Origin of the sequence: Reichenbachiella sp. (assembly GCF_039944555.1) — a bacterium.
GTDB lineage: Bacteria > Bacteroidota > Bacteroidia > Cytophagales > Cyclobacteriaceae > Reichenbachiella.
Genome location: NZ_JBDUYN010000001.1, coordinates 59,254 through 73,052, shown reverse-complemented (window position 1 = coordinate 73,052; position 13,799 = coordinate 59,254). Strand labels below are relative to the sequence as shown.

Annotated in this window: 10 protein-coding genes; 1 reads left to right on the top strand and 9 read right to left on the bottom strand. The window is 40.5% G+C overall.

The genetic code is table 11. The features are described from left to right. Positions 1–5: 5 nt before the first annotated feature. From ABJD64_RS00285 to ABJD64_RS00250, 8 genes are all read right to left on the bottom strand, one after another. A complete protein-coding gene (locus ABJD64_RS00285; RefSeq protein WP_348182039.1) occupies positions 6–3,398 on the bottom strand; it encodes a TonB-dependent receptor in 3,393 nt (1,130 codons plus the stop codon). 89 nt (positions 3,399–3,487) lie between these two features. Then, positions 3,488–4,648 carry a FecR domain-containing protein gene (locus tag ABJD64_RS00280; protein WP_348182038.1) on the bottom strand — a complete coding sequence of 387 codons (1,161 nt, stop codon included), beginning with the start codon at positions 4,646–4,648 and terminating at the stop codon, positions 3,488–3,490. Positions 4,649–4,757: 109 nt separating this feature from the next. After that, positions 4,758–5,321 carry an RNA polymerase sigma-70 factor gene (locus ABJD64_RS00275; protein ID WP_348182037.1) on the bottom strand — a complete coding sequence of 188 codons (564 nt, stop codon included), beginning with the start codon at positions 5,319–5,321 and terminating at the stop codon, positions 4,758–4,760. 184 nt (positions 5,322–5,505) lie between these two features. Beyond that, the gene (locus ABJD64_RS00270; protein ID WP_348182036.1) at positions 5,506–7,056 is read right to left on the bottom strand and encodes an AbgT family transporter; all 1,551 of its coding nucleotides are present in this window, start codon (positions 7,054–7,056) and stop codon (positions 5,506–5,508) included. Between the two features lie 225 nt (positions 7,057–7,281). Further along, a complete protein-coding gene (locus ABJD64_RS00265) occupies positions 7,282–7,956 on the bottom strand; it encodes a hypothetical protein (RefSeq protein ID WP_348182035.1) in 675 nt (224 codons plus the stop codon). Continuing rightward, positions 7,953–8,723 carry a LytTR family DNA-binding domain-containing protein gene (locus tag ABJD64_RS00260; protein WP_348182034.1) on the bottom strand — a complete coding sequence of 257 codons (771 nt, stop codon included), beginning with the start codon at positions 8,721–8,723 and terminating at the stop codon, positions 7,953–7,955. The genes ABJD64_RS00265 and ABJD64_RS00260 overlap by 4 nt, the downstream gene beginning before the upstream one ends. Position 8,724: 1 nt before the next feature. Beyond that, a complete protein-coding gene (locus tag ABJD64_RS00255) occupies positions 8,725–9,780 on the bottom strand; it encodes a histidine kinase (RefSeq protein ID WP_348182033.1) in 1,056 nt (351 codons plus the stop codon). Between the two features lie 184 nt (positions 9,781–9,964). Then, the gene (locus ABJD64_RS00250) at positions 9,965–10,657 is read right to left on the bottom strand and encodes a hypothetical protein (RefSeq protein ID WP_348182032.1); all 693 of its coding nucleotides are present in this window, start codon (positions 10,655–10,657) and stop codon (positions 9,965–9,967) included. 238 nt (positions 10,658–10,895) lie between these two features. Here ABJD64_RS00250 and ABJD64_RS00245 point away from each other — a divergent pair, with 238 nt between their 5' ends. Continuing rightward, positions 10,896–11,339 (top strand): hypothetical protein, encoded by a 444-nt coding sequence (locus tag ABJD64_RS00245; RefSeq protein WP_348182031.1) that lies wholly within the window; start codon positions 10,896–10,898, stop codon positions 11,337–11,339. On the opposite strand, the gene ABJD64_RS00240 is transcribed toward ABJD64_RS00245, so the two are convergent. Beyond that, positions 11,340–13,769 (bottom strand): ABC transporter permease, encoded by a 2,430-nt coding sequence (locus ABJD64_RS00240; RefSeq protein ID WP_348182030.1) that lies wholly within the window; start codon positions 13,767–13,769, stop codon positions 11,340–11,342. Positions 13,770–13,799: the final 30 nt, after the last annotated feature.

The following is a 13,799-nucleotide window of genomic DNA, read 5'->3' as shown; positions in this document are numbered from 1 at the left end:
CTCTTTTAAAACCCAACATTTAAACCAAAAACAACAGACCTGGACGCTGGATATCTTCCGTTATCCACACCCAGACCACCGACCTCAGGGTCGAGGCCATCGTATCCTGTCAGGGTGAGTAAATTCTGACCTGTGACGTATAGTCTTAAATTAGAAATATTCGCCTTTTCCAATATCTCTGCTGGAAGCCTATATCCCAATGTGATATTTTTCAATCGCAGATAGGAAGCATCTTGTAAATACCAATCCGATACCGTATCAAAATTTGTACTGCCATTTTGCTTGGTCAATCTAGGAATATCGCTGTCGGTATTAGTAGGTGACCAAGCGTCTAAGATTCGGCTATCCCGGTTAAAAAGGTTTTGACCGGCGTTGAAGCTCACGTTCTTATAGCTAGAATATACATTGGCACCACTTACACCTTGGAAAAACACCGATAGATCAAAATTCTTATAATTGAAATTAGCGTTGACTCCGTATGAAAAGTCGGGGAATGCATTTCCTTTATACACCCTGTCTTGATCATTGATAGTCCCATCTCCATTCGCATCTATAAATTTCAGGTCACCAGCAACTGCATTGGGTTGGACTCTGGTACCGTCAGCATGTGTATAGTTTGCAGCCTCATCGTCGGATTGAAAAATTCCATCTGATTCAATGACGTAAAAGGAGTACAGTGGCTGTCCTACTTCTGACTTCAATGGGAAAAATGAATTTCTGAATACAGCATCAGGCCCAGTATGCAAAATCTCCGTCACTCCTTGTCCAAGTGCTGTAACTTCATTCTTGATTCTGGAAACATTTGCGTTGATATTGTAGGTGAATTCACCCTCAACCTTGCGATAACCGAGCGCTAATTCTACTCCTTTATTTTCTATTTCACCGGCATTTACAAAAGGTGCCTCGGTAACACCAGCCAAAGCACTCAATGGCAATTGAAGTAAAACGTCTTTGGTGGTTTTCACAAAATAGTCCGCACTAAGGCTTATTTTGTTGTCTAGAAAATAAGAATCAAATCCGAGGTTTAACTGTTGGGTTTTTTCCCAAACCAAATCAGGATTAGAAATCCCATCTATTGCTTGAGCTGAAACTGACTCATCTCCATTGAATGATATGGTACTTACATTGGCCAAAGGAACATCTGTAGGATAGAAACTCAGTGCCTCTATGTTGCCAATTTCACCCCAACCGCCTCTGAACCTCAGGTCGCTAACAAAACTGACGTTTTGCATAAAACCTTCCTCAATGATATTCCAGGCTACTCCGACAGAAGGAAACACGCCTACTCTGTTGTCTTTAGTCAATCTTGAAGTGGCATCTCTTCTCAAACTTGCTGTAAGACTATACTTGCCCTTATAGGCATAATTTACTCTTCCAAGCCATGATACTAAGGACTTTTCACCAATATCGCTCCCTGATCTGGCCAAATCCAATGCCCTGGCGTTTCCAAGGAACCGTACATTGTCATCCTCGCTTCCAAAATCACTACCAGTCACGCCAAAGCTCTCAAATGAAAAATCCTGTAAGGTATACCCGGCTAATAGGGTAATGTCATGATCTTCATTGAAAGTTTTGGTAAACGTAAGTGTGTTTTCTGATATCCAATCCACTTGAGATGCTTGCGATTGGAACAAACTATTTGCCGGACTATTGGGTGTGCTGGGTCGAAATTCCTTATAGGTATTCTGAACCAGATTTACTCCAAAAGTCGATTTGAACTTCAAGTTCTCATTGAATTCATACGCAAGGAAAAAATTACCGGTTAGGTTAAGTATTGGATTCGAAATATCACTATTGGTCAAATCCTGTACAGGGTTTCTGGCTTCAAAAGCGCTCGCATAATTACTAGAAAGGGGTGCCGGTCCGGAGAAGGAGCCATCTGCTTCGCGTACCGAAGCATTAGGGTTGGCATATATAGCCAAAAGAATATTATTCTCGTAGACGTCGCCTTCATTGGTTGGGTCTAAGCCCCTGCCGTTAGTATGAGACATCCAAATACTCTCTCCCACGGTTAACTTGTCGGATAATTTAAAATCCGAATTGATCCTAAAATTAACTCTTCTCTTTTCTGTATTTAACAAGGTTCCTGTTCTCTTGTAGTATCCAAAAGAAGTAGCGAAAGTGGCATTTTCTCCCCCTCCTCTTACAGAAAGGTCATGATTCTGAACAATGCCTGTTTGGAATATTTCATCTACCCAATTGGTTCTTTGAATTCGGCCATCCGGATTATCTGTTGCACTAAAAGCAGCCAATGGTGTGTTTCCATCATTTATTTGCGCCTGGTTTTCCATTTCGGCATATTCGGTAGCTGTTAAAGCCGTAGGTTTTTTCCAGGCATTTGTGAAACCATAGTACGTGTTGTAATTGACAGACAACTCTCCACTTTTTCCTCTTTTTGTAGTCACCAGGATTACTCCATTGGCTGCTCTTACTCCATAAATAGCTGAAGCTGAGGCATCCTTTAATACAGTCATAGATGCTATGTCTGCTGGGTTCATTGTCGAAATAATTGCTGGGTCTTGCTGTGGCACACCATCTATCACCCAAAGCGGGTTTGAGTTCGAAGTGGTCCCTATTCCTCTAATCGTTACTTTTGGAGTAGCGGTTGGGTCTCCACCATCATTGACCACTGTCACACCAGCAACGCTGCCTTGAATTGCTTGTTCGGCATTGTTCAATGGCCTGTCAGTTATATTTTTAACCGCCTCTACAGTTGATATCGAACCCGTGATGTCACTTCTCTTTTGTGTACCATAGCCAACTACGACAATGTCTTCAAGTTGTGTAATATCCGGCACGAGTGAAATATCGATTGCTGTTTGATTTCCAACTAAAATCTCCTGCGATGAGTATCCAATGTAACTCACCTGAAGCACTGCATCAGCTGGTGCCGATATTGAATAATATCCATCTAAATCAGTGACTGTACCTTTTGTAGTTCCTTTGATCAAAACACTTACGCCGGGAAGGCCCTCACCATTTTCGTCTGTAATTTTCCCTTTCAATTCGATATCTTCAGGTAAATTGTTAGTATCGAATTTAGGCCGGGTGCTTTTTTTGATCACAATCGTCTTATCCACAATGATATGCTCTAAAGATTCAGGAAGGATCCGATTTAAAAACTCACCCACAGTTATTTGGTTAAACTCAGCATCAACTTTGGGCTGATCAACTAGAAGTTCCGAATCATAAAGAAACTCATACTCTGTTTGATTTCTGATTTCAGAAAACACTTGCTCCAGCGTGACATCCTCCATGTGAATTTGCAATTCCTGCCCCTGAGAATAAACATTCCCTGAAACCTGAACGACACACCAACACATGAGAAATAAAGTAAGCTTTGTCACGATTAGTAGTTTTTTGCTCTTGGGAAAGAGCCCATGAGTACATTTTTTCATAAATTTGCTTTTTTAGTAAAACATTTAGTTAATTATTAGCTAGATGAACAAAGGGGATGTTGCCGCATTCCCTTTGTCATTTCTTTAGTTCATTTTAATATTACCGTTTTTCCTTTCACCATCATTTTTACAGTTTCTGTTGTCTCAATCAACATTTTTACTTTTTCAAAATCTTCATATCTCTGAAACCCTCCAGTGAGCTTGACGTTCTTGACAGCCTCGTTATCATAAAATACCTCGATATCGTACCACCTCTCCAAAATCTTCATAATCTCAACCATTGACTTGTTCTGAAAATAGAACTTACCCGACTTCCAAAGAACAAACTCCTGCCCCTCCACGACCCGTCGGCCAATTTCTCCGGAAATTCTATTCATACGACTTTGTTCGTTGGGGGCAAGGACGCTTTCATTATTAGACCCGGAAACTGAGACACTCCCTTCCAGCAAGGTAGTTATTATGTCTTCGTCGTTGGGATATGAGGATACATTGAATGAAGTCCCAAGCACCCGTATGGTTTGGTCATCGGACTTGACGTAAAAGGGTTTGTTTTTGTCATGAGCTACTTCGAAATAAGCTTCACCAACCAACTCAACCGTTCTGTTATCACCAATAAATTGTACCGGATATTTCAGCGTTGTTTCTGCATTCAGCCACACCTTTGTCCCATCTGAGAGTTGAAGAAAGTATTCCCCTCCCTTAGGAATGTCCAAAAGATTATATTTCAATTCAGCCAAGGCCTTGGCCTGATTAGCATAGGAAATCGATTTCCCATCACTCAGGATCTTGGTTCCATCAATTTCGGTTTCCAGTGACTGCTCTTCATTCAGGCTTTGTCTGGTCCCGTCACTCAGAGTCAATATGGCCTTGGCTTTCCCCGGAACTATTTCCTGCTGTTGGTCTACTACCTCAGTATGATTCTGATCTGGATTGTAAACTACACGATAGGAAATAAGAAGTAAGGCAACCGCCGCGGCTGTGGCCATAACAAAACCACTAACCTTTTTCCAATAGACTGATTTTGTAGTTAGGTGTGTACTTACATTCGACCAGGCTTTCTCATTATCTATGGAGTTCTGATCAAAATGAGATCCGTCTTGATAGTATTTCTGAGCATTTTCAAAATAGGTCAAGTTGGCTTGATCATCTTCCAGCCAATTTTTGAAAATCAAATCCTCCTCAACAGAGATGGTGTTGTTGATCTTCTTTTGAAGAATTTCAAAATCTATGATTTGCTTAATTTTTGTCATCAAATATTCAGTAATCTGTTTAATTACTCTTATGACAACTAAGGATTAAAAATGGGTGACAAACATTAGGGAATTCTACTTTTAGTCAGAATATGGATGTCGGAGGATGCTATAACCCGAGAATGAGTAGCAAACAAGTAAGTGTCCTGCCCATAATCTTTCTTAGGCCCGCTTTTGCCCTTGACAATTGGGTCTTGACTGTATTTACCGAGATGTTGAGCACATCGGCTACTTCTGCATACTTTTTACCTTCAAGGTATTTGAGTCTTGCGATCTGCTGTTGTTGATCCGGCAATTGCTTAAGCGCCGCTTGTATCGCTTGATGAGTTTTTTCATCTTCTACGTATTCCAATTCGCCGCTATTCAATATACCCTCTCTATAAAGAATTTTGTTTTTGTCATACACATGGATTGATTTGAGCCGATTGAGGCATCGGTTTCTTGTCGCTTGATAGAGATAGGCTTTTAATGAAGTGTTGATTTCAAGTTTGCGAACATTTTCCCAGACATAGACAAATAGCTGCTGTACTTCGTCTTCAGCCATAAATGGATCGAAGAGTATGCCCTCTGAAAAGCGCACAAGACCCGAATAGTAGGTTTTGAATAGATGTTCAAAAACCACCTGGTTTCCCTTTTTCAACTCCTGTATGATTATCCTTTCCTCAGGCTTCATAAATTATTCTTCAGCTCATAATTAATAAATTTTTTCTAAACGGGTTGGTCGAATCTGTTGATATACTCAATTATTGAATAGTTTATTTATAACAAAAAAGACCATTTCAAAGCATAGAAATGGTCTTTTTTGCCATGTTTTCAATTAATAATATCTAATCTTTTTAAGTTCGTTATTTCGGTTATCAGCCCGCATACAAATAACTGGCCTGTAAGCCTAAAGGAATCCCCAGGACCCAAAACAGCACCAAGAACAGCGTCCACAAAACCAATAATCCAATGGAATAGGGAATCATGATGGAGACCAACGTACCAATACCCGTACCTTTCACATATTTTTGACAAAAGACCACTACAAGTGGAAAGTAGGGCATTAGAGGCGTAATAATGTTTGTAGATGAATCCCCAACCCGATAGGCGGCCTGGGTCAGCTCCGGTGAATATCCTAATTGCATCAGCATAGGTACAAATATAGGTGCCAGCATGGCCCATTTAGCCGAAGCAGACCCGACAAATAGATTGACAAACCCGGCAAGAAAAATAATCCCCGTGATAGTTACTGATCCGGATAGGTTAAGTGCTTTGAGGAAATTGGCACCTTTAATTGCTAAAAGTGCTCCCAGATTGGAGGTTCCGAAGGCATAAATGAATAGTGAACAGAAAAACGCCATGACGACATAGTAAGCCATTCCTTTCATGGACTCGGACATGACATCAATGACGTCCTTGCTGGATTTGAACTTGCCCGAAACGAAGCCATGAATAACTCCCGGTAAAAGAAAGAAAAGAAGGATGAGAGGAACGATTGATTGCATAATTGGCGCAGCAAATGAAGTCAACGAACCATTGGCATCTCTAAACGGAGAGTCCGAAGGCAACAGTGCTGCCACAAATAGAATAAACAAACCTATGGTCACCGATGTTGCAATCCAAAATCCCTTTCTCTCTTCATTGGTAAATTGACCCATATCAAGTGCGTCTTCACAATCGCTATCGACAGGATTGTTTTTATTCAATCGGGGTTCAATAATTTTATCTGTGACATACCATCCGAAAAGCGTAATCAAAAAACTCGAGGCTGCGGTAAAGTAATAGTTGCACAATGGATTAACCAGTACGGATTGATCTATGATTTGAGCAGCTGGTTGTGTAAATCCCTGAAGCAATGGATCGACAGCAGAAGGAAGTGGGTTTGCACTAAAACCTCCGGATACTCCGGCAAAGGCGGCTGCAATGCCAGCCAACGGATGTCTGCCGGCTGCGTGGAATATGATGCCACCCAATGGAATCACCAGAACATATCCCGCATCTATCGCTGAATGAGACACAAGACCAACAAACACGACCATAGGGGTCAGCAGCAGGTTTGAAGTTTTACTGAGCATCATCTTTATCGCCGTATGGATATAACCAGATCCGTCAGCCACACCTACTCCCAACATAGCGACGAGCACCACGCCGAGGGGAGCAAAACTGGTAAAGATGTTGACCATTTGGGAAAGAAAAGTGGTCAAAGCAGCTCCTGTCAGCATATTCTGAACTTGAATTTGCAACCCATCTCTTGGGTTGATTTCGGTAAATTCTACTGAGGACAGTAGCGCAGAGAGGACCCATACAATGATCATAGAGATGAGAAATAATACAGCCGGGTCAGGCAGTTTATTTCCTACGTTTTCAATTATACCTAGTAATCTGTTTATTAATCCTTTGTCATTGGATATCTCAGAGGCTGCCATTATGGTTCGATTTGGGGTTGTTTAAATGATTTAGATCGTATGCTAAAATTTCAATATTGAATATTTACACTTAAGTAAAACATTTGAAATTAAGGCAATAAAATCATATCTCATAATTACCCCTGGGTTTTATGAATCCTATGGAGTCAGCCGGATGCGTCACACCTCAACATTCTTAGAAGAAAGAAATGATATTACACTTACGAGATAGAATAACCTCTGAGGTTACTTTTTCTTACTCAACAACCAATCATAGAAAGTCTGATCAGAAAATATACCGGGCCATATTCCATGCCCCTTGCCTTCTAACGGAACAAGTTCGACTTGACTCGCACCGCAATCATTAAGTGCTTTCACCATTTTCTGGCTGTTTTTGTAACCATAATCGGCTGTGCCATGATATACTCGGATCGGTAGGTCTTTTGCGACACAGAGATTTGATGTATTTCCACCTGCCGGAGCCAGAGGAGCCGCAGCGGCGAGCAAATGATGGATCTTTTTCAGGTTGGCCCAGGTGCCAGCTCCTCCCATGCTGTAACCGGTCAAATACACCCGACTAGGATCAATTGACACGTCGGCAGATGCTTGTTTGAACAGTCCCTCCAGATCCACACTTGACCACGAACACCCACCTGTACAGGATGGGGCAATGACGATAAATGGGAAATCTATCTCTGCCCGTTTCGCATACTTACTCGGGTGGTGTTTGGTATTGGATCTGTCTCCTCCATGAAGGAATATTATGGTTGGATAAATTTGGTCTGCAGTATAATTCTCAGGCGTACTGAGTAAATATGGGATATCCTTGAATTTTTTTGCGACCGCCCGATCTATTTCCTGCGCCGAGCACGGGAAATACAGGCATCCAAGTAGCGTGGCAATGATTATTTTATTTTTCATAACATTTCTGGTAAGTTCATTCTAAATTTTCGACTTCCTTTCAGCTTGACATCTCCATCAAGCGTCACAAAAAAATCTCCATTGTAATAGGGTTCGATGTATCGAATGCTGTCCACATTGACCAACGACGATCTGTGAATTCTAATAAAGGCACCAGGATACCTTTCTTCAATCGATTGTAAGGACGCTTTGACGATATGCGTCTTATCCGAGAGGTGTATTTTTACATAGGAATCCATGGCTTCAATCCAACTAATCCGATCAGTTTTAATGAAATGAATTTTTCCTGATGCCTTGACAATCATTTGTGTCTTTCTCCTATTTTGGACCAAACTGTCGTCCTCATGCCTTTGCTGATAGTCTTCAATCAGGTTTTTAAGTTTTTTATCCTGGCCAGATTCTTCTTTGTTTTTAAAATGCATAATTGCCCGGTCGAGAGCTATTTTGAATCTGTCCTCAGCCAATGGTTTCAATAGATAATCCAGTGCCTGGACTTCAAATGCTTTTAATGCATATTTGTCATAAGCGGTGATAAATATAACGACCGGTAGATCTTCCTCAGCAATGCTTCCTAATACATCAAACCCGTTGATACCTGGCATCTGAACGTCAAGAAAAATCAGATCCGGCTTCAAGCTGTTGATTTTCTCAATGGCCTCCTCTCCATCTTTGGCTTCATCCAAAAGTTGAACTTCCGAAACCGAGCTTAGCAGTATCTTTACCCCTTCCCTGGCCTGTTTCTCATCATCTATGATCAGCGCTCTCATATCAGCTAACTTTGTGCTTTTTACTCGGCAAAGTCAATACGACTTCAACCCCATCGTTTATTTCTTTCATGTCCAATGATGCCTGGTCCTCAAATAGATTTTCCAATCTACCTCGTACATTGGACAAGCCTATCCCTCCATCTTCAGATTCTTTGGACTGCCATTCCCCGGTATTGAAAATCTTGATGGTAAGATGCCCATTATCCTGAATGGCAGAAATCTTAATCAATGAATCGTTCATATTTTTGCTTACACCATGTTTTATTCCATTTTCAATCAATGGCTGAAAACTGAATACCGGAACTTCAAGATCCAATACCTCTTCACTAATATCGTATTCAATAGTAAGACGATCTTCAAATCTCACTTTTTCTATGTCCAGATAATTCTTTACAAAAGCGATCTCTTCGCGTAATGGAATTAATTGATGATCAAAACTATTCAGTGAGACTCGCAACAGGTCGCTCAGCTTTAGTAACATATCGAGCGCTGGCTTTGTCTTTCCTGACCTTAGGAGCGTTGCTATGGCATTATGCGTATTGAATAAAAAATGAGGTTGAATTTGCATTTTCAGCGCGTTCAATTCGGCATTTTTTAGATCGGTTTGCAACCTGGTGATGGCTAGGAGCCTTTTTTGATAATCGGCATAGATATCAATAAAAAGGAATACAATTAGAAGTATCCAGGCTATAATGGTGGCTTCCATCACATAAAACTGCTTGGGAAAACCAAACTCAAAGGGCTGACTCGTCAGTAACTTTCCGAGGCCTGCACTAATTAGGACATTTAACCAGGCCTTTGTAAAACCTATTATGGGTCCTGACAACCCTATCAAGAGTAATCTTATGCCAATTTTTTGCTTCTTGAACCTCTTTGAAAGTCGATAGACCGGATCTGTCAGCAGCATCCACAAGATCAGACCTGGCAAATAGTAATACAGAAAAAACCCACTTCCAAAATTGAGGTTGGTCTTTTTCAGAAGATCAATGGCCATGAATAGCAACCAAAAAGGGATGGATATTATCAGTGGACTCTGTTTGATTCTGGATAAGGTCATTTATTTAATACTCCTGTTTGGGCGGCTTAGTTCAAATTTATTGAATGGCGGTGAAAATATGGCTACGCCTTATTCCCACACGCCACTCTTATGGTTAACAACCATAATCACTCTATAACCATCACTGTATGATGATTTCTTGAAATATTCTATCAATGAGGCAATGAGCTAATGTATCAATGAATCATTGGCTTAACGCCCTCTCCAGATTTTTTTCTGCCTGAGATCGCCAGTACCCAATAAAGTCCTTGTTCCAATAGGTAGTCATACCACGGTTTTCTGCCTGATTAAAAGTGCTCTCTGCAGCATCAAATAGAGCGAGCGATGCCAGGATATCATTATAGTCCTCACTTCGAGCCAGTGGTGTTGCAGCCAATACGTACATCAATGGATTTTTTGGATTGAGGCTTATAGCCTTCTTGTATTTGCTTATCTTCTTGACATCATATTGGCTTTTCTGTTCTTCGTTTTCTGCCAGACGATAAGAAAACCAACCATAGATAAAACCTTCCAAGGCCAGAAAATCAGATTCTTCTGCATCTGTTTTATTCTTCTTCAATTTGTAAGACTTTTTGTGCAAATCGAGGGATTCCCTGATCAATTGTTTTGAATCCAGATCTTTGGGGAAATCATCGACGATACCATCAAGCCTGGCAATTTGAGTATTCAAATAGGCCAGCCAGTAGAATCCAAGCCATTCATTAGGGTATTTATTGGTTAATTTTTGAAAGGCTTCTCGCGCTACCAGTTCACTAGATAAGGTAGATGCGGTATCATGGATATAGAGTGCTTCTTTAATATCCTTTTCAAACTTCTTTTGTGCCCAGATAGGCTGTGTAACTATAAGTAGTAGAATTACAAGTAATGACTTTCTCATTGTTGTAGGGTTTTAAAGTTATGTTTTGGCTTTAAAACCGCCTGAGAATAGTCAAGGTTGTAAGTTTTTGGCGAAGTGGATTAAATCGTTGGCCAAATGTTTTTTTTGGCTTATGATCTCAATGACGACTGACTGCAACTCGGTAGTATGGTTTCCATAAATAGCCGTCTAATCTCTGTTGCTATTAGTTTCAGTTCTTGGGGCTTAGTTTGCTTGTTGAACCATAAACTTTCAAAACATGAAAGCCTTTACAAAAAACCCTAGTTCCTCAAACAAACTCTGTATCAATTTATTCCTCGGTTTCATTTTGGTTTTCAGCAATTGCAACTCAGCACAAAAAGACGATCGACTTGTCTTTTATTTTAACGGAGAAGCAATAGAATTTTCACAGGGTATCAGCTACTCGGATTTGGCAAATAAAAAAGACAGCTCAATTCTGAGTTATACAATTAGGGAAGACCTCGCCGAAAAAATTGCAGCTCAAGGTACCGCAATGAGGATAAACCTGGTTCGGGATCGTCGGTCCCTGATAAAAATCATAGACAAAGGCCTTGCTCCTACCAAGATACTAGACCTGAATCAAGCATTCAGTTTGGCCCGACCAGGAGATGCTTTAGTTATAGAATTACTCGGTGGTCCGGAAGGGTTATTAAAAGTTGTAGCACTTAAATTTATTGAATAATCACTCCGACCTCAAGGCGTCAACTGGATTGGCTTTGGCCGTAGCGAAGGTTTGATAGCTAACTGTAAGAAGCGATATAGCTAAGAGGATAATGCCAGGGATTAGAAAGAACTCAATTGACAATTCTGTCCTAAAAGCATAATTATCCAACCAAGACGATCCGATATAATAAGTGATCGGAACACTTACTACATTCGCAATTAGCAAGAGTATCATGTATTCTTTGGAAAGAAGTCCCATTAGATGGCCAATACCTGCGCCCAATACCTTTCGGATTCCGATTTCTTTCATTCTTAGTGTAGCTGAAAAAGATACCAAAGCAAAAAGACCCAAGCAAGCGATAAATATTGCCAATCCTGAAAAGGCGGCAAAGAGATTTCCAAACCGGAGATCAGCTTGATATTGGCGGTTAAAAGACTCATCTAGGAAGAAGTAAGAATATGGGTTACCTGGAAATATTTGTCTATATACTTGCTCTACATGAGCCAGGGTTTTCTGAATATTGGCTGGATTTATTCGCAAAGAAAAATAAGTCATTGCACTACCATAAAGTCCAAGAATAAAAGGTTCATGCTTTTCTTTCAAAGATGCCCAAGGGTAGTTTTTGACTACTCCCAAGATTTTTAAGGTATCACCATTTAGCACCAGTTTTTCTTCTATCGCGTCATCTGCGGACTTGATATCATAAGCGTTGAGGGCTGCTTCATTTATCAAAACACCAGATCGAAACGACCCTTCTTCTAGAAAAGGTGAGCCTGCCAACAGTTCTAACTGATAAGTGTCTGTGAAATAATGATCCACAAACACGATACTAGTAGACTCTGCTTCCTCCTCACTTTGTCCCACTCTATGGATGCCTGTGCGCCAATCAAACCCCTTACCAGGGATACTTCCAGATCCCGTAGTTTTTAATATGGAATGGTGACTTTTCAGTTTGTTATAAAAAGTTTCGAGTTTTGGTTGCATCTGGTCCCAATCGATACCTACTCGTGGTCCTCTCACTACAAGTACCTGATCCATGTCCATATTATTCTCAGAATTTTTCATGTGTGAAACTTGGTTATAAATCAAGTAAGTACCTGCAATGAGCAAAATGGATGTAACGAATTGAAAAACAACCAAACCTTTCCTCAAACTGAATCCTTTCCGTTTGACAGGCCCTCGCATAAACATACCGACAGCATTGAATGAGGATAGAATGAAGGCGGGATAAGCTCCCGATAAAACCGTTCCAATAATTAATGTTAGGGCAACTATTATCCAAAATTGATATTGAGTAGCCACATCAAGAATCAAGGACAATCCCATCAACTCATTTAGAAATGGTAGTAGCATATAGGCAATCCCAAAGCCTAAAATCATAGATAGTCCATTAGTTAATGCGGCCTCTACTAAGAACTGACTGATCACTTGTCTTCTAAAAGCGCCAATAGATTTGCGAATACCAACTTCAGTAGCACGCTGCATGGATCGCGCTGAAGATAGGTTGATATAGTTGACCCAAGCAACTAGAAGAATGAAAATGGCAATAATTGAATAAGTTTTGATATTGTCCAGGTCACCAACATTTTTGGTGATCGGATCTCCAATTTCAGAAGAGCCCAAATGAATCTCATCCAAAGGTTGAAGACTAACCTCGACTTCATAATTTCCACTGATCAATGGTTCTGATCTCAATGTAGTGATTGACTGTGCTATTTTTTTTTCTACTGCTATTCGATCTGAGAAATCCGTCAATTTCACATAAGTCACAAAATTGGTCCAGTCCTCCCCTCCATCTCCAGTATATTGTTCGTCTTCAAGTAGTATGCTCATAGGCATCAGAACATCAAATTGCAGATGACTGTTACCTGGCAATTCTGCGAGTACTCCTGTAACAGAAAAATCAGCAATAGCCCACCCGCCATTCACATTCAAAACCTTACCAATCGGGTCTTCATTACCAAAGTGCTTAATAGCAGTTCGTTCAGATATGACTATGCTGTATTTATCTTTGAAAACAGAGCTTGGATTGCCTGATTTCAATGGAAAATTAAACATCTCCAAAAAGTTACTATCTGTATACAGTATTTCTTCTTCTTCAAATGGAACTCCAGTCTCCGTGTTGGCAATCACGGTTACCCCATATTGAGAATGTACCCTGACAAAATCAGCTATCTCAGGAATTTCATTTTTGGCCACAGGGCCTGTCAAGTAGGTTGTTTCTACATCACTTCCTTCGTCATTTCCATATTGAGTATAGGACTGAACAATTCTGTAAGTACCCTCACCATTCTCATGAAAGTCGTCAAAACTCAACTCAAAATGAATATATTGATAGATCAAGAGGCAAACACCCATACCTACCGCAAGTCCAAGGATATTGATAAAGGAGAATACTTTGTTTCGTGTGAGGTTGCGAAGGGCAACTTTGAAGTAGTGCTGAAGCATAATTAGGTCATTTATTGATTAGTAGTACGC